The following is an 18,550-nucleotide window of genomic DNA, read 5'->3' as shown; positions in this document are numbered from 1 at the left end:
TAAGAACTTATGCAATGAAAGCGTTTCAAGAATTTTCATTGCCCTTGAATGTTTGCAAGAAAAAGGGTTCTATGATTTGAACTCAAAAAAAGCGTCTCCCTGAGGAGACGCTTTTAAATTACTTTTTTTTTCAAATTATACAGTCAGAGCCTGTTCACTTTTCATTCCAGCTTCATTGTCCCGACTGCGGGTCATGAAGTAAGCGAAAGTAAGAGCAAGGAATCCAAGACCGAAGATTGCAAGCACACCTACATCACTCCACATTGCACTGAAGTCCCCTGTAGAAATTACTGATTTAAAACCACTAACTGTGTAAGTCATAGGAAGCAGTGGGTTAAAGAATTTCATCCAGTTCGGGATCAATTCAAGTGGGAATGTTCCAGCACTAGTTGTTAATTGGAAAATAAGAATAACGATAACAACAAAACGTCCCGGTTGATCCAGCCAAGTAACAATGGATTGTACTACCCATGTGTAAACTAGACTAGTCAAGAATGTAAACAGGAAGAATAGCGGTACACTTTGTACTTCTAGTCCAAGTCCGTACAATACAACCACAGCAGCCAGCATAGACTGGATAAAGCTCATGATTGAGAACGTAAGCGTACGGCTGATAAAACGATTCAAACGGCTTGCGCCAATTACAGCTGATTCACGCATTGGAATAACAATCGTAGAAATCAGAGCACCTACGAACAACCCAAGAGATAAGAAGTAAGGAGCAAACCCTGTGCCGTAGTTCGGTACATGATTTACAACCTGATCCTCAACCACAACCGGTTGTGCGAACATTTCCATCATTTTATCTGACTTATTCACGCTGCCTGTTTGTTCAGCAGCTTCACCAAGCTTAGTTGCAAGTTCTGTGGATCCAGATTTCAGATCATCCATCCCATTCTTCAGCTCGCCTGCTCCATTAGCCAATTGTTTGGAACCATCAGCTACAGCACCAATGCCGCTACCTAGTTCACCAACACCACTGAGTAATTTCGATGTACCATCTCCGAGTGCTTTACCACCCTCAGCAAGTTTGTTACCTCCAGCTGCTGCTTCACTAAGCTTCGCGCCGAACTGTTTCATACCTGCTTGTAGCTTATCGCCACCCGTTACAAGGGCTGACGAACCTTGTGCCAATTTTTGTTGTCCTGCCAAGAGCTGAGTGCTACCAGCATTTAATTGCTGTGCTCCATCATGCAACTGGGTTACTCCAGCAGAAACCTGCTGTGAACCAGCATGCAGCTGAGTTGCACCTTGTGCAAGCTGCTCTTGCCCACTGTGAAGTGCGCTTGCTCCTTGGGCTAACTGTTGTTGGCTTTGTTGCAGTTGTTCACTGCCTTGTGCAACAGCTGCACTAGCTGCCAGGAGCTTCTGTACGGCTGGATTTTGTGCCAGCTCAGGACTAGCCTGTGCCAATTGCTGCAAACCTTGAGCGACCGCTTTAGCACCCTCAGTAACCTTTGTGCTACCTTCTGCGGAAGCCTGCAAGCCTGCTTCCAGCTTCGCGCTGCCATCAACGGAAGAGGTCAAACCTGCTTCCAGCTTCGCGCTGCCGTCGACTAAAGATTGTGTTCCTGCTTGTAGTTTAGCAGTACCATCCACAGCAGACTTCGTACCTGCTTGAAGCTGTGTGGCACCTGTTACAGCTTGCTTCAAGCCATCACTAAGCTGTTTACTGCCGGCAGCGCTTTGTGCAACGCCATCTTGAAGCTGTGTATGAGCAGCCGACAATTGTTGCAAACCGCCTGCCAAAGTGCTAGAACCCGTTTGAATTGCGGTAGCACCTGAATTTAAATCAGTCACACCTTTAGTCAGTGGTTCTAAACCATTTTGAAGCTTGCCCGTACCTTCAGTCAGTACAAGAAGATTCTCTTTCAGCTTCAGTGCGCCGTCATCCAGCTTACCTGCACCATCAGCGATCTTGCTAGCTCCATCTCCCGCTTCGCCAAGTCCTTTAGATACATCAGTAATCTGATTGAATACAGAATCCACATAAGCCTCAGTTACCTTAGCGGATACTTTAGATTTAATTTCTGCTACAGCCGTTCCGCCGATTTGACCGGCCAGGAAGTTGTAGCCTTCATTTGGCTCATAAATAATTTTTGCCGGTTGTGGTTCATCATCCAAAAGCGTTGTTGCTTTAGCAGAGAAGTCTTCTGGAACAATAATCGACATATAATAGGTATTGTCCTTCATTCCTGCTTGCGCTTCTTCTAGTGAAACAAAGTTCCATTGAAAGCCATCGGTTACCTTAAGCTCTTCAACCAGATCATCTCCGGCCTGAAGTTGTTTTCCTTCATAATTAGCACCGACGTCTTGGTTGACCACAGCAACCGGTAACTCATTCATCTTGCCATACGGATCCCAGAATGCCTTTAGGAAGAATCCGCTATACATCACCGGAATAAATAGGATGGCAATCATCGGAATCAGCACCTTTGGATTTCTCAGTGCTGCGCCAAGATCCTTGGTAAATACGGATAATGATTTCATTCTGGTTCTCTCCTTATGAGCTTATGCTCTCTTTAAAATGCTTTGTTTGCGAAATATTACGTAACACTAGGTGACCACTTTCCCCATTCGGTCAATTCAGGGGATAAAAAAACGCCTCTCGGCTCTTCTTCAATGCCTATAACAGCTTGGAAATTGTTAAGGGAAAGCGAATCTGATCACGCCATCCCTACCCTGAATCAACGCTTACTGTGCCAATCCTTCGGCGAGAAACAAATGAAAGTACATCTTGATCTGTTCCTTGTCCAAGGGAGTATGTGTTTTATTCAGTTCAGCAGTCAATACAATATATAGCCTGAACATGACTACAGATACGATTTTAGGATCGCAAGGTTTGATTTCTCCCTTTTGGAGCGCTTGTTGCACCTCCCGTTCTAAATATTCTAAAACTAAGTTCTCGATCTTCTCGAGCCCTTCTCCTGCCTGCGGCGTTCCGAATTCGCGACTCTCCTGGGAAAGCTTGATGAATAGCTCCTGCTCACTTCGAAATTCCAGCAGGGCATCCAGCACACGATGCAGGTTATCAAAGAAAGGTCTGTCTCGCCTGATCTCGCGATCAGCAATCATCTTCATTTCTACCATCATATCGCGCAGGATCTCATCAAACAATTGCTCTTTGTTTGTAAAAAAGGTGTAGATGGTTCCTTTCCCAACATTTGCGATCTTAGCAACCTGATCCATGGTAGTCGCCTTATAGCCGAATAATGAAAAAGATTTTGCTGCGGCCTGAAGCACCTGCTGTCTTCGATCCACCACTGCCACCTGTGCTCACTTCCTTTCTCCAGAAAATATCATTACCGCTGACTATCTGACCACTTTACTAATCCGGTCAATTGGTCATTCATTACTTTAACATGAAGCCTTGCAGTTTGCAATACTTTAGAAAATCTTTTATTTTTTTATTTATTGCAGGGTTTTAACTTTCTATTTACGTCTTATTTGTATAATGTGATTAGAGAACAGTTTTCCCTCATCTATATTAAGAAGAAATTCCGCATTTCTATTGAAAAGGAAAGTAGCAGGTGAACTTATGCGAAAGAAAAGAGTACTGCTGTTTTCGGAAGGCTTCGGTACGGGCCACACAGGAGCAGCCTATGCTCTGGCCGAAGGAATAAAGCTGCTGAATCCGGATGTCCAGTGCCGAGTCATCGAGCTAGGTAAATTTCTTAACCCGATGGTCGCCCCATGGATTCTTTCCGCTTACCGAAAAACAGTTAGCAGCCAGCCTAAGCTGGTCGGCATGATGTATAAGACACAATATCATAAATCATTGAACCCGTTGACTAAGATGGCACTTCACCGGATTTTTTATACACATGCCTCTCAAGTGATCGAACAGCTAAAACCTGATTTGATTATTTGCACACATCCCATTCCGGCTGCTGTCATTTCCAGACTAAAACGTCGTGGATTGGAGGTTCCGCTGTATACGTTAATTACAGATTATGATGCACATGGTAGCTGGGTAAATTCCGAGGTCAATCGATATCTCGTCTCTACCCCACGCGTCAAATCAATTCTAACAGGCCGAGGGATTGCTCCTGAGCTTGTAACGGTCACCGGCATTCCTGTGCATCCGAAGTTCTGGGAACGATCCAACAAGACGCTGCTCCGTAAGGAACTAGGTCTAGCCGATATCCCTACTGTTCTTATAATGGGTGGAGGCTGGGGACTGATGTTCGGCAAAGAGATTATGAATTCACTCACAGCCAGAATGGATAACATCCAGCTCATCTTCTGTATGGGCAGTAACGAGAAGCTTATAGCCAAAATGAAGTCCAATCCAAGACTTAATCATCCTAACGTCAGGATTCTTGGATACACCAGTGAAATCAATAAACTGATGGATGCTTCCGACCTTCTAATCACAAAGCCTGGCGGTATGACCTGTACCGAAGGTCAGGCTAAAGGAATTCCAATGCTCTTCTATAAAGCTATTCCAGGTCAGGAAGAGAAAAACTGCCAATATTTCGTAGAGCTTGGACTAGCAGAGGTACTTGACTGTGAGGTAGTAAACAAATGGTTCTCTATGATGCTCCGTGAGTATTCTGTTCTCGAAGAGCAGCGTAAACGCCGTCTTGCCCCTGATAAACATCAACCGCAAAGTTGCGCGACTACCGTTCTGCAGATGTTAGGCAACCCCGCAGACAAAACAGCTGATATTAGAGGAGCAAGATCTCAAGCCCGAGGCGAAGAGGCTGTGTGCATTACACCATAAAACATCCCCACGAAGCGGAGCTTTTCTTCGATACGTAATCAGGTACTTTGTGAGGCCCCAATTATATGTAAAGAAAAGTAGATAGCCGGGAAAATCCCCGGCTATCTACTTTTTTGTGTAAACATGTGATCGGGATTTATTAAATCTCTATACTTTCACCAGCTTTAAGCGGGAACCCCTCTATCCCCTCTTGTCGCAGACGAGCACAGAAATCCTTAGCATCTTGGGCAATATCCGGAAATGTATTGTAATGAAGTGGGATGACCTTGTCCACTTGAAGCCAGCGCGCAGCAAGGAGCGCATCATCCGGTCCCATGGTCAGCATATCGCCAATTGGCAGAGCCGCCAAATCAATCGCAGTTCTTTCACCAATCAGACGCAGATCGCTGAATAGTGCGGTATCGCCTGCATGGAATAACGTCTTCCCCTCAATCGTCAATAAAATACCTGCGGGCTGTCCAGCATAAATCCAAACGTCGCCTTCCTGAATCGATGAGGAATGAAACGCCTGAGTATATTTAACGGTAATGGCATCATAAATATGACTGCCGCCTATATTCATATGTTTTACCTTGGCACCCTTCATTCGGCAGTATTCTGCAAGCTCAAAAACAGCAAAGATCGGACAATCATTCTGTTTGGCAATTTGCACAGCATCACCTAAATGATCCGAGTGACCGTGAGTCAGCAGGACAGCATCTACAGTAATGTCATCAGGTGAAATACCGGAGTTCGGATTTCCTGACAAAAAAGGGTCAATAATAACTTTCGCTTGCTCTGTTTCTACCAGCAGCGCTGAGTGTCCGTAATAAGTGATCTTCATGACAATTCTTCCACCTCCAGGGTTATATAGTCTAGTTTACCCTATAAATAGCTGAGGTTCACAGAATAGGTCAATTATTTATAAAACGTATGATTACCAATGGTCTTCACATACTCCTGCGAATGATGTACGGTAAGATCCTGCGCAAGCTTAAGTGATAGGAAAAAATAAGTATTATCAGGAACTTCCTTCACGCCAGAGAGCGCTGCGTTCACCGCTTTAATACTATCATCATTAGGTTTGACACGTTTAAGACGCCCGTTAGCTACAGGACTGAATTGATGCTTTTGATAAATGACCTTATATATCGTGTCGGGGAAATTGGCTGACCGCAGCCTATTCAGAACAACGTTGGCAACTGCCACCTTGCCCTGGTACGGTTCACCTTCCGCCTCTGCCATTACAATCTTTTGTAGCAGAAGCAGTTCTTCTTCGGATACTGCGTAGCGCCGGGTTGCTTTACTTTGCTGCTCCTGGCTTAATAGCTCGGTCCGAGAGAAGTATAATGTTGTGAGGGGATTTTTCTGAGATGCCGAGACTGTCTTAACTACAGTCTGAGCGCTCTTTTTCGCTGTCGCTTTCTGCGCAGCTGAATTAGATTGTGCTACATCAGCCTTTACCCGAACTATGGAAGCCTGCGATGTATTTTGTGGCTTTATTTTATTCTTACTAAGCCATTCTACACTCTGCTCTGGTTTCCAAGTGGAACTGAACAGATTAACTGTGTTGTAAAGCTTATTCGTTTGTGAAACTTTTGTAGTGCCCCTCGTCTTACTAGATTTTGATTCTTCTTGCAAATAATTAATTACCGATGCTCGGCTGGTGGATTGCAGCTTATCCATCTGCACACTATCTATTTTCCCCTCGGCAACCTGATTAGGCTGCATTAAGCTTATGGCAGAGAAACACACTAGTATAACGCCAACAAGCAACGCGATACAGCGGTTTTGTTTAAAGATTAACATGATATTCCTCCTATTTCACGGCACATTCCTATTGTATGTAACCGAAAACGGAAGCTTTGAAAACTTAAATACCGAATTTAAAATGTAATATTTTCAATCATTTCATACATAGGAATGGCATACATTCTGGTAGCATACAACACAAAACTATCAATCGTCCAGTCTCTATGAAAGATTTTCGATCTTTTTTCATCATCCAATTTCAGTAAGTTTTCCAGCAATTTATCATCAAATGAAATTTTTCCAAGGTACTTTCGAGCCACTGTGAGATGTGGTTTGTACTCCCTGGATTCGGCCGAAAAACCTAAAGGAAGTGTCGCAGCGTGTACTCTCGCAGCCAGTAAATTCAGCTCTTCTAATTCGCCGGAAACCCCTACCCATAAAACTTTTGGAGCCTTCGGTAGACCAAATGTATTCCATTTATCTAAGGATAGTTTGAAGGGGCGGCATTGCTCTGACATCTGCTTCAATGACCTGATTAAATCCGGGATTTTCGTCTTTGGGGTATCTCCTAAAAATTGCAGGGTAATATGATAATCCTCTGGATGAGTCCATTTTGCAAAATGAAACTTATGTGATAGGTTAGAGCACTCTTCTGCCACAACTTGTTGAAGTTCTGAAGGTAATTTCACAGCAATAAATAATCGTTCTGAATCTTTATCCGACACGTTAGCATCCATATCAATTTCACCTTCTCCTATAGATTTGGTATCCTTATCCTATAACATTATCCATTTTCATCAAACCTTATAGCAGGAGGAATACATCATGACTAAGTCCATAGTATGTTTACAACCACTTACAGCCGAACAACAAGAAAGGATTAAAGCAGCAGCCCCCGGTTATACATTCACACAAGGTGACGGCAAAAATCCGGATTTACAGCTGCTAGCTGATGCTGAAATCGTAATCGGCTGGGCTAAAGGCATCGCCGATACGCTTCTTCGTCCAGATTCGCCCCTTCGCTGGGTCCAATCCTGGTCAGCTGGAATTGAGAAACTCCCGTTAGAGCGTTTTAAGGAACGTGGAATCCTATTGACTAGTGGGAGCGGAGTGCATGCCGAGCCTATTTCTGCGGTAATTTTTGGTTTCATGCTTCTCTTCACACGTAATTTGCACACAGCCGTTCGCAATCAGATGAACCGTTACTGGAATTCTGACGGAAGTGAGAGTGAATTGTTCGGAAAAACAGCCGTTATTGTTGGAACTGGAGCCATCGGCAGCGAAACTGCCAGAATAGCTAAAGCATTCCGGATGAAGACGATCGGAGTAAGTCGCTCAGGCAAGCCACTCGCTGATTTTGATCAAGTATATACCACTGACCATCTGCCAGAAGCTGTGAGCCAAGGCGACTTCATCATCAATATACTCCCTATCACCGATGAAACTAAGCAATTATTTAACACTCCAATCTTTTCTGCCTTTAAACAAGGTTCCTATTACATTAACGTTGGACGTGGAGCGACTACTGATACTGAGGCTCTAATCCATGCACTGAATCGCGGTCAGCTTCGTGGTGCGGGATTGGATGTTTTCGAAACCGAACCCCTCCCGCAGGATCATCCGCTTTGGACTATGGAGCAGGTAGTCATCACTCCTCATTCTGCTGGCATAACCGATCAATACGCTAATCGAATCGTAAATATTTTTACCGAAAATATAAATTCCTATTTATCTACTGGCACTCCATCCCTAAATCTCGTTGATTACGCCCGCCAATATTAAATTTAGCATTTGATTATTAAGAACACTTGTTCTATAATAAAAAAATCCAGGAATCAAACATAAAGAGAGGTTAGCGAAATGGATGTTACTGTCACACAATACAATGAGGAATGGAATCTTATTTTCCAAGAAGAATCTCGTAAGATTAAAGAGATCTTCGCTGATGCACTTATTGATATTCACCATATTGGCAGCACTTCTGTTCCTGGGCTAAAAGCTAAACCAATCATTGATATGATGCCTGTTGAACGAAATATCCGAAGGACATTGAAGCCTATATGGATGGGAAAGAAGCATTTGTCACTGAACTAGAAAGAGCAGCGCTTGAATGGTATTCAAATCATTAACTATAAACTGATCATACAAAATAGTCCCTGCATGTCCATTAGACAATCCTAATGGACATGCAGGGACCCTTATTTCACACCTGGATCGCAGCGCTCTTAATTAGAAGCTATGATTTCGTCAATATAAGCTGTAGCGGTTCCACCCGTAGAAGGTGTAACAAACTGAATGCCAATGGCATCCACTTTTTTCAAATTATCAGGCGATAGATTGGAATTGTTGCTAAGATCAATCGTGAACTCCGTGAATCCATCCTGAGCAGCTATCTTCGCACCCGAATCGACCCATACTGCATAACCCCCTAATTGAAGAAACAGCTTGGCTTGGACATCAGGATGGTCAGAGAGTATTCTAACTTTAGCAGTAAGCTTGGAGAATAAGCTCAGATCAAGTGCAGCTACTTTTGTTGCTGCTATAAAAGGATCTTTATCTTCTCCATTCCATGCGAAATCAAGCTTCAAAGATTGATTACCTTCAGCATATACATCAGAAGATACTGTGGCTGTACCAGAATTAATAGACCAACCGTCGTTACCCGTCTCGAAGCCAAAGTGAACATCCGGGACAGCTTTCTCCAGAGATACTTCCTTCAAGTAAAGCTTCGCAGTTCCTCCATCATTGGAAACATCCTCAATTTTAATCCCAATCGTCTTTACAGCAGCCAAATCTACGCCCAAGCCTGCTGCTGCAGTCGGCAGTGAAATAGATAAGGTCGTATAGCCCTTAGAATCTATAGGCACAGGATCGCCGCTGTCGCTCCATTTCCAGTCCGCACCTGTCTTGATGAATAGACGCGCTTTAGCCGCACCACTCGAGAGCCTAACCTTAGCGCTGATCGTATCGAGCCCTGTAATATTCAGCTTCTCAGGATTAATAGCGAGTTCAAAGGATTCTTTGGAGCTGCCATTTGCATCATTGCCGGTATTAATCAAATCAAATTGTACACTTGCCGCTTCTTCATTGGCATCAAATGCTGGAGGTTGAGCGTTAGCGGACGAACCGCTTGTTGTAGCCCACCCTGTAATATCAGATGAGGTAGTGAAGGCGTATAACACGCCAGGCGCATGTCCCTGCGAACCTCCATTTTCTTCTCCCGACATATCCGGAAGTGTCCCGTCATAGACCGCTTGAATATCGTCAAAGTAGAGCGAACCTTCGTGGCTATGTCCGTCCATCGCATTCACATACAAATTGAAGCTCTGAACCTGCTTCAATCTTTCCTGTGTAAGCTCTCCCGCTTTTCCCCAGCTCATCTCCGTCAAATTCTTCAAACTTAATATTATTTTACCGTTCTTGTCTGGATTAATGACCGGATAAGCTTCGAAATATCCACCATCAATGACAAGCTGCACCACTAGCTTAAGCGGCTCACCTTTCTCAGCATAAGCGTTGTCTCCATCGGAAGCTACCCACATACTGAGTGCATTATAGTCGGACCAGTCCAGCGAACCCAGACTTTTACCTACTCCGGTATAACCTGCATTATTAATCGTATAGTGCAGTTTCATTCCGTAATCCCCGGATGCCTTATGCTCGGAGCTTAAAGATACGTTCACATCATCTCCGCCAGCCTTAGGATATTTGGCTACCAGCGCTTCATCACTTGAGCCATAAGATTCATAATTATCTACCAGTGCTTTGTCAGCAACAGGTGCAGTATACGTATTATAAAGACCGATATTATCTACATAGATCGGCAATTCACCTTCCACTTCCAAACCACTGCCAACCAGGGATATCGCTAGACCAGCGGCTTCGGCTGATTTAGCAGCATTATCCAGATCAACCGAAACATCAAATTTATAATATTGTGATCCACCCATGTTAACTTTCTCAAGGTCGGACAAAGATTTATAGGATGAGTCCATGCCATACTTTGTATCCCAATCTGGCGGCAGCTGAATCACACTGCGTACCGCAGCATTGTTAGCCTCATTCTGAGCAGCCTCCGGAATTAACACGGAGAACTTCACACGTGTAACTTGAGACAGATCCACCCCATCCAGTGCAAGATCATTCAATTGCAGCTTCAGTTCCTGCCAAGTATCCTCAGCAGACAGCCCTTCAGTAATGTTAATAACAAGCTTACCGTCAGCATCTAGTGACGCATGCTGCAAGACCGTCTTGATCGTCTCTGCGTTATTGGCGAGCCCTGACCAAGTACCATTATTTTGAATTTGCTCCAGATCCTTATCTGTATCAAAAGTGAGTACCTTTATCGGCGCTTCGCTGATTTTTAAGAACACTGAATTAGTTTGCGTAAGTGTAGATTCTCCAGTTCCATATGCTTTTACTGTAATCTCTTCTGAACTGCCATTCAGACCAGCTTCTGGCTGCCAGGAAGCGCTATAGTAACCGTCCGCACCTAGCGTCATTTCCACCTCCACTCCAGAATCACCCACAGTATAAGTCACTTTGCTAGGCACTGCATTTAATACTTTGGCCCGAATGACGGTTACAGCATCTGTTATTGTACTGATATTATTCGGAGTTACGATGTGGAGGAAAGGTTTCTTTCCTGCCACTTCAACCTCGAGATTGTACTTATTATCTTCTTTCACATCGCTCGCAAAAGCCGTGAAATCATCTTTATAGAAATTCACAAAATCAGGAAGCAACTCATGATCTGCTTTGTTAGGAACATTCTTATAAGGAACATACAGATTGTTACCTTCACCAAAGTTCGCCCAAGTCAGCATATATGATATTTTTGCCGCATCAGGGTCCGCCTTGATCGCATTCAATACTTTAGTAAACCATTCCAGCTCATTATTGCCTGTTGTTTTCATACCAGCAGCACTATAACCATACTCAGATAGGGTAACAATCTTACCTTTGTCTTGAGCAAGCTGAGAAATCATTTTAAGGTCTTTAACAAGACCACTCAGGAAAGCCTCCGAACCGGCATTCTCCTTGTTGTCATACTGATCCATTCCAAGAATATCAACAAATGAATCACCCGGATAAGTCGTTAAATATTCACTTTCATTTCCATTAAAAGATCCGTTTGGTGAGAATACATAAAGGAAGTTATGAACGCCTTTAACATCACGTAGATATTCAACTGTATATCTGTACAGTTCCGCGTATTCACTCTTTGTCGTTGTAGCCGCACCCCACCAGAACCAACCTCCATTTTGTTCGTGGAAAGGACGGAACAGCACTGGAATCAGGTTTCCATCGTCATCCTTAAGATTGTTCGCAAAATCAGAGATGCGATCCAGATATTTATTAAACTCTCCATTCCTATCTCCGCCCGGCAAAATACGTGATACTACGGAGTGCGTTGCTCCTTTGGAATTGCCTGTATCATTAAAGCTTCCCCCCGTAACAAAATTGTACGGATGTGTACTTAGCGTTACAATACCCCCCAAATCATGAGCCTGCTTCATGGCAGCTGATAACCCCAACCTACTCGCTTCATAATCTCCGCTAACGCCAGGAGGATTCTCATATCCATCTAAACTAAGAGTGTCCCAACCAAAAACCCCGGGATAATCACCAGTGGAGCTGTATACGTCAGAAATAACATTTTCGTTCTTATCCTTTCCGGCAAAAGAGACGGTAGTATCATGCTGATGACCGAACATCACTTGTTTACCGCTCATGCTATCCAGATAAGCAAATAACGATTTGGTAGCAGCCGATGCATCTACGTCAACGATATGAACACCAGCTTCCGGTGTTGCCGTTGGAGCAGCTGTTGCTGTAGGTTCCGGAGTAGCCGTCGGTACTGGCGTTGCTGCAGGCTCTACACTAGTACCACCTGAGCCCCCAGGCGCCGGTGTGCTTGTTCCCTGTTCTACAAGAACTCCATCCCTCACAGTGTATGTTCCTGCTACTAAAGTCACTCCATTTAAGACTACAGAGGAAGCACTTACTACAAGTTTGCTAATGGTACCTTTTGTTGTAATCAACGTTCCCGTTGCACCGTTACCAATCACAAGCTGATCGATTGTAGAACCTGAGCCTACTTCTATAATAGAAGCACTATCAATAGACAGTTGAGTGATGATCGTACGGCCCTCTATAACGACCCGAACTTTTCCTTCAGGACGATTCACTTTTACAGCAGCCAATTCAGAATTTTTTAAATGAATCGAATGCTCACCACCACCAGATATAAGTACATTTCCTTGTACAGTTACATTCTCCAAGAAACCCTCACCATTACCAATACCGGAGGTAAGATAAAGGTTGCCTGATGCAGCTATATTCTTTAGTTCAACCCCACTCTGGTTAATGACAACATTCCCTTGGATATCTCCCCCAGTGAATGTACCGGCTGTGTTGTAGTAGCCGCTAACCAATCTGTCAACGATAGTGACTACCTCTGCCCTTGTAATTGGGTCGCTCGGACGAAATGTACCATCTGGATAACCGGATAGAATTCCACTCAATGCTAGGGTAGCCCCTTTAGCGTAAGCGCTGATGGATGCTTGGTCTGTAAAGATACTCGCTTTAGTGTCAGGCTCTAGTGAAAAAACAGAAGCAATTAATGTTGCAGCATCCTGACGAGTTACTTCAGTATCCGCTTTCGCTTTATTATCAGGAAAACCTTTGTAATAGCCAGCTTGCTTCGCTATAGATAAAGCGCTTGCATACCAGGCTTTAGCGGGTACGTCCGAGAATGACATTTCCGAAAGAGTGCTAAATCCAAATAGCTTATTAATAATACTTACAAGCTCAGCACGCGTTACTTTATGATCCGGCTTAAAAGAGCCGTCCGGATAACCTTGAATAACACCATTACCCTGCCACTTCTCTAAACTTTCTCCAGCCCAGTGGGCCTTGAGGTTTTCATTTGTTTTTCCGTTAGCTAGCGCAGGCACAGCCATTGTAACGAGCATTACTGCTGTAAGAAATAGAGCAAAGCTTTTTTTGAACCTCTTCATTTGTTTTACCCTCCCGTTTTGTAAAGGTTTTCATTATTACTCAAGTAGAAGATTCGACTCCTTTATCAACCTCCCCATTTATTCCCAATAACAATTTAGTTATTATATTAGCATCAATATATTATAGTAACAATAACTTATTTTAATAAATAGCAATCTTTTTAGAAAAAGCACTGAATTTCAAGGTTTATAAGCATAAATATATTCGAATAAACAATAACAAAATACTAACAAAATATTTCCTGTTCTATAAAAACAAAAAAAAGGCCAGTTCCAATGAAATGGAGGCTGGCCTTAATTTAATCTTCTCTTTTATCTAATCCAAGTCATAAATCGATCCGACTTTCAACCCGTATAGCTCATTGTATATTTTCTCCGCAAAGGCATCCGTCATCCCTGCGATATAATCAATCACCATATGTTCCCACGTCCAAATAGGATTTGCTTGTTTCTGATCCTTCTCGAAGCGTTGCAGCCAGTCCGATGGAATAATGGCTTTGGATGTCTGCGGATCAAGAAAAGCTCCCCATAGACGGCGCAGAATCCATTCACTACGTTTCTGAAGCCGCTGTACTCGTAAATCACGAATCATCGTGACCCAAGCGAAGCTTTTTAGCACACTTACGGTCCGCAGCATATCCTCATCTTCTTTTCCTTCCTTTATAAAGGTGACCTTCTTCCAGTCTCCATCAGGAATCACCCCAAGACTTGCGACAAAGGTGCTGACCCAATAAGCCTTAACTTCACGCCGAGTTCTGGAATAGTCGTTCTCACAGGTTGGCATCTTTTCCATCCATACTCGAAGAAATGAACTAAGCACCTCTTCTACCTTAGCACGAATCCCGTCCTCCTCCCAACCCTTCCAGAAGAAATCCTCTAACGTTGTAATTTTCTCTACGATCAGCCGCTGAATATAGGAATCATGCATGAAGTGTTCATGCACTTCAATCTTTCCAGCCTTAATTCCATCCTCCAAATCATGTGCAGAATAAGCGATATCGTCGCAAAGGTCCATTAGCTGAGCTTCCAACGTTTTCTTACCTGCTGGAATTCCCCACTCTTTGCGAATCTCCGAAATATATGCCCATTCGTGAAGGTACATCCCCTTCTTCAGTGAGGTACCAGGAAACGGATATTTATTAATTCCGAGAAGCACAGCATCCGACAGATTTAAGCCATCAATATTCTCCCGCTTCTCCAGAAACATAATCAGCCGATAATTATGAGCATTTCCTTCAAAGTGCTCATAGCGCTGCTTCATCTGCTCATGAATGAGCAGCCTATCTGGACCTGTTGCTCCAGATTGCAGGGCAGCCTCATTCGTCTTCTTTTCAATAAGCTGGTCCAGAATGTTATCCAGTACCTCTTCCCCTTTATGCCCAAATGGAGGATGACCAAAATCATGAGCAATAGCCGCGCATTCTACGACCTCCGGATCAATTACAAGTCCTGGGTTCTCCGCTTTACTTGTCTCTACCTCTGGATAAGATCTAAGCAGACTTTTCGCTGCCTCACGAGCAATCTGAGCGACTTCAAGTGAATGAGTTAGACGCGTCCGGTAATAATCACCCGTGCCAGCCCCGAACACTTGAGATTTGCCTTGCAGCCTACGAAAAGTAGGCGAATGGATCAAGCGAGAATAATCACGCTCATAAGCAGCTCTCGACGTTTCTAGGCGGGTAATTTCCGGATATTGCCGGTGTTCTCTTTTTTCAATAAGTGTCATATTCCCACCCCTAACCAATTGTCTATATATTGAATTTCATTATAAGGCATTTTCATAACAATTTTCACATCAAAATACAAAATGCTATACCAATCCCAAACTGCAATGGAAGCAATCCACCAATCTAAAAGCCACTGAAATGGAGATATTAATCTTCGTAGGGAAAAAACATCTAGGAGGAATCCACTAAATGATTATGAAGAAATTGTCCGTAGCTCTTTTATCCACTTGCTTAATGCTATCCGTTGCTTCTGCGGCTTCCGCTTCTGCTGCACCAGTCGAAACGAAACATGAGAAAAAAATGATGCATGCTGAGAAAATGAAAAAAGAAAAAGAACATAAAATGCATGAAAAGAAAATGCATATGAAGAGCCACTCCACTAAAGGAATTCATGCAAAGAGCATGAAGGCTAAAAGCATTAACACTAAGAGCATTCAGATGAAAGCAACAAAAATGCCAAAAACAGGCCATGGCGGTGCTAGCGAACAAACTGAATAGGGAGGATGAAAGAGGGGAAATCCCCTCTTTCTTTTCTTAAACATGAAAAAATGGATCTCTTCATTAATCTTAACCTTCATCACTCTAACTACTGTCAGTTGTACTGACTCACATTCGCAGGAAAGCAGACCAGAAACGAAGTCACTACAAATACAGCAGCAAGAAACGATAACGCCTACTAAAGCCATTCAAAAGATCGATATTAAACCATCATTACCCAAACCTATCCTGCCTACTCAGCTTAGCATTCCAGCTATTAAAGTAAGCGCCAAAATAGAGACCGTTACGTTGCTTCCAGATGGACAAATGGACGTCCCTAAGGACAGCAATATTGCAGGAATTCTGTATCCAGGAATATTGCCAGGCGCTAAGGGAAATGTGATTTTAGACGGGCATGTGGATAGTTATATAGGTCCAGCTATTTTTTTCAACCTCAAAAAGCTTAAGCACGGTGATGAAATTACGGTATCCAATGCGGACGGGCGAAAACTAACTTATAGTGTAGAGTCTGTAGAAATCTTCACCACTGCTGAAGCACCCTTGGAACGAATCTTCGGTAAGTCTACTGAAGCCAGAATGAATCTTATTACTTGTACAGGGAGATATAGCAGAAAGAAGAAAGAACATGAAAAAAGACTGATTGTCTTTACAAAACTGAAACTATGAATATTTTGACCCTCCAAAGGAGCATTCTAAAATAAAAAAAACAGGTGAATTCATGAAAACTAGCAGCAAAATTATGATGACTACCCTCTCTCTCTTGTTATGCTTCACGAACTCCGCGCTAGGTAGCCCGAGCAAGAACCGCGACTACTACGAAAAAAGAGGAGACATGATTTGGGAAGTACATACTAACCAAAAAGTGATTGCATTAACGTTTGATGACGGTCCCGACCCTTCTGAAACCGATCAAATATTAAAGGTATTGAGTCAATATCATGCGAAATGCACCTTCTTTGCCATAGGAAAAAGAATTGCAGCGTATCCAGATGTGGCGAAACGAGTCATTTCCGAAGGACATGAATTAGCTAACCATACCTACAATCACGTTTATTTTAGAAAACCTATTAATAAAGCCCAGTTTGAGCGGGAGCTTAATTTAACCGAAGAAGAAATCATCAAGGTTTCTGGAAAGCATAGCGCTTTGTTCAGACCCCCGGGTGGCATGTATGACGAGACGCTAGTTGATACTTCAAATAATATGGGCCTAAAGCCAATTTTATGGTCCTGGCATCAAGATACTCGTGACTGGAATCGCCCTGGCGTGCAGAGTATCGCGAACAAGGTTATTCGAAATGCACATAATGGTGATATCGTCCTGTTTCATGATCATGTGCATGGACAATCTCAAACCAGAGAAGCGCTCAAAATTATTTTGCCGGAATTAGAAAAGCAAGGTTTTCGATTTGTCACCGTTTCAGAATTAATCAAATTATCCAATACACAGCAAGCTGGTAAACCACAGTAGCCTAATTGCACAGGACTTCAAAATAAGGTAGTCTTGTCCTATTATGAAGTTCTGGAGGCTTTTGTCATGTCTGATAACACATCCTATACGACTGAGGAAATTGCCCGTTTACTGAAGATCTCGAAATTAAAAGTATATGATCTGATTAAAAAAGGGGAGCTTCCCTCCTACCGTGTAGGAAAACAGATGCGTGTGGATCAATCCGATTTAGAAGCCTACAAACAGAATGCTCGAAATGGAATGACCCTATCGACATCGCCGCTCACTTTTGCTGGAGCAAATCTAACACAAGCTGCCACACATTCTGGCCAATTTAATAGTAAAGCTACAGGACACAGCCTTGTGATTACAGGTCAGGATATGTCACTCGATATTCTAGCGACCTATTTGGAGCGTTGTTTGCCCACTGAGCGCCCTCTTCGTTCTTACGCTGGCAGTCTAGATAGTCTGATTGCCATGTATCAGGGCGAATCGGACATCGTCAGTACGCATCTGCTCGACGGGGATACTGGAGAATATAACCTTCCCTATATCCGTAAAATACTTGTGGGGTTCTCTTATGTTGTAGTCCGTCTGTTGACCCGAAGTGCAGGATTGTATGTTCAAAAGGGGAATCCTAGAGGTCTCCATGAATGGTCTCATTTACAACAGGATGGACTTAAACTGATTAATAGAGAACGAGGCGCTGGTGCACGTGTGTTATTGGATGAACAACTCCGATTGCACGGCATTCCTGCTGCAAGCCTATCTGGATATGAGCAGGAGGAGAATAGCCATTTAGCGGTCGCGGGTAAAGTCGCAAGAGGCGAAGCTGATGTGGCCATTGGTACCGAAAAAGCTGCTAAGATTGTCGATGGCATTGATTTCATTCCCTTGATTCAGGAGTCTTACGATCTAGTGATGCTTAAGAAACCGGAGCATGAGCAATGGATCGCCACCGTGATTGATATTTTACGCTCGCCAGCCTTTCAAAGTGAGCTTGGGTCCATTCACGGATATGATCTCACGCAAACCGGGATGATTATTTATGAGACCTGATGAGTCGCTGACTTACTTAACTGTATAGCGAGCAATCGAAATCTGCGTTGGTGCAGTGCGTCGAGCAGTGCGGAGCATGCGGCGGAGGAACATTTAGTTGTATTTCGTACAACTACAATCCTGCTAATAACTCGCAAAATAGATATAACTGTATTTAGTACACCTATTTCACTTGATTTCTCCCCTATACGGGATTTTTCTAGTTTTTAGTTGTATAGAATACAGTTAAAATCTAAATAATCCCTTTTTCATCCGAAATAAGTGTACAGAATGCAATTATCTCAAAGGTTCTTCAATATTTGTGCTATAGATCTGCGCTGACGAGCTTCTGCTGAAGATT

The 18,550-nt window shown here is 43.3% G+C and carries 14 protein-coding genes; 7 read left to right on the top strand and 7 right to left on the bottom strand.

Annotated features, from left to right (window positions below):
* Nucleotides 1-135: 135 nt before the first annotated feature.
* On the bottom strand, nt 136-2,490 hold the full coding sequence (locus CA600_RS16305; RefSeq protein ID WP_094871434.1) for a YhgE/Pip domain-containing protein: 2,355 nt from the start codon (nt 2,488-2,490) through the stop codon (nt 136-138).
* A 204-nt stretch (nt 2,491-2,694) separates the two neighbouring features.
* Nucleotides 2,695-3,270, bottom strand: coding sequence for a TetR/AcrR family transcriptional regulator (locus tag CA600_RS16300; RefSeq protein ID WP_094871433.1), 576 nt, complete (start codon nt 3,268-3,270; stop codon nt 2,695-2,697).
* Between the two features lie 268 nt (nt 3,271-3,538).
* Between CA600_RS16300 and CA600_RS16295 the strand changes: the two genes are divergently transcribed.
* Nucleotides 3,539-4,726 carry an MGDG synthase family glycosyltransferase gene (locus tag CA600_RS16295; RefSeq protein ID WP_094871432.1) on the top strand — a complete coding sequence of 396 codons (1,188 nt, stop codon included), beginning with the start codon at nt 3,539-3,541 and terminating at the stop codon, nt 4,724-4,726.
* Between the two features lie 139 nt (nt 4,727-4,865).
* Here the strand turns inward: CA600_RS16295 and CA600_RS16290 are convergent, their stop codons facing one another.
* The 3 genes from CA600_RS16290 to thpR form a co-directional block, all read right to left on the bottom strand.
* Nucleotides 4,866-5,549, bottom strand: a complete 684-nt coding sequence (locus tag CA600_RS16290; RefSeq protein WP_094871431.1) for a metal-dependent hydrolase — start codon at nt 5,547-5,549, stop codon at nt 4,866-4,868.
* 74 nt (nt 5,550-5,623) lie between these two features.
* Nucleotides 5,624-6,514, bottom strand: a complete 891-nt coding sequence (locus CA600_RS16285) for a cell wall hydrolase (RefSeq protein WP_094871430.1) — start codon at nt 6,512-6,514, stop codon at nt 5,624-5,626.
* A gap of 77 nt (nt 6,515-6,591) precedes the next feature.
* Complete coding sequence (gene thpR / locus CA600_RS16280) at nt 6,592-7,194, bottom strand: RNA 2',3'-cyclic phosphodiesterase (protein ID WP_094871429.1); 603 nt, start codon at nt 7,192-7,194, stop codon at nt 6,592-6,594.
* An 88-nt stretch (nt 7,195-7,282) separates the two neighbouring features.
* Between thpR and CA600_RS16275 the strand changes: the two genes are divergently transcribed.
* Both CA600_RS16275 and CA600_RS16270 read left to right on the top strand, forming a co-directional pair.
* Nucleotides 7,283-8,239 carry a D-2-hydroxyacid dehydrogenase gene (locus CA600_RS16275; protein ID WP_094871428.1) on the top strand — a complete coding sequence of 319 codons (957 nt, stop codon included), beginning with the start codon at nt 7,283-7,285 and terminating at the stop codon, nt 8,237-8,239.
* Between the two features lie 78 nt (nt 8,240-8,317).
* Nucleotides 8,318-8,551 carry a GrpB family protein gene (locus CA600_RS16270; RefSeq protein ID WP_256989879.1) on the top strand — a complete coding sequence of 78 codons (234 nt, stop codon included), beginning with the start codon at nt 8,318-8,320 and terminating at the stop codon, nt 8,549-8,551.
* 131 nt (nt 8,552-8,682) lie between these two features.
* On the opposite strand, the gene CA600_RS16265 is transcribed toward CA600_RS16270, so the two are convergent.
* Entirely contained in the window at nt 8,683-13,479 is a 4,797-nt protein-coding gene (locus tag CA600_RS16265) for a glycosyl hydrolase (protein WP_094871427.1), read from the bottom strand.
* Between the two features lie 316 nt (nt 13,480-13,795).
* Nucleotides 13,796-15,205 (bottom strand): deoxyguanosinetriphosphate triphosphohydrolase family protein, encoded by a 1,410-nt coding sequence (locus tag CA600_RS16260; RefSeq protein WP_094871426.1) that lies wholly within the window; start codon nt 15,203-15,205, stop codon nt 13,796-13,798.
* A 190-nt stretch (nt 15,206-15,395) separates the two neighbouring features.
* On the opposite strand from CA600_RS16260, the gene CA600_RS16255 reads away from it, so the two are divergent.
* From CA600_RS16255 to CA600_RS16240, 4 genes are all read left to right on the top strand, one after another.
* Entirely contained in the window at nt 15,396-15,704 is a 309-nt protein-coding gene (locus tag CA600_RS16255) for a hypothetical protein (RefSeq protein WP_256989878.1), read from the top strand.
* Nucleotides 15,705-15,746: 42 nt separating this feature from the next.
* Nucleotides 15,747-16,370 (top strand): class F sortase, encoded by a 624-nt coding sequence (locus tag CA600_RS16250; RefSeq protein WP_094871425.1) that lies wholly within the window; start codon nt 15,747-15,749, stop codon nt 16,368-16,370.
* 166 nt (nt 16,371-16,536) lie between these two features.
* Nucleotides 16,537-17,172, top strand: coding sequence for a polysaccharide deacetylase family protein (locus CA600_RS16245; RefSeq protein ID WP_256989877.1), 636 nt, complete (start codon nt 16,537-16,539; stop codon nt 17,170-17,172).
* A 66-nt stretch (nt 17,173-17,238) separates the two neighbouring features.
* Entirely contained in the window at nt 17,239-18,210 is a 972-nt protein-coding gene (locus CA600_RS16240; protein ID WP_094871423.1) for a substrate-binding domain-containing protein, read from the top strand.
* Nucleotides 18,211-18,550 lie beyond the last annotated feature (340 nt).

This window comes from Paenibacillus sp. VTT E-133280, from assembly GCF_002264385.1.
GTDB lineage: Bacteria > Bacillota > Bacilli > Paenibacillales > Paenibacillaceae > Paenibacillus_AQ > Paenibacillus_AQ nitricinens.
The sequence above is the reverse complement of the archived record's forward strand: the minus strand, read 5'-3'. Positions and strand labels throughout refer to the sequence as shown.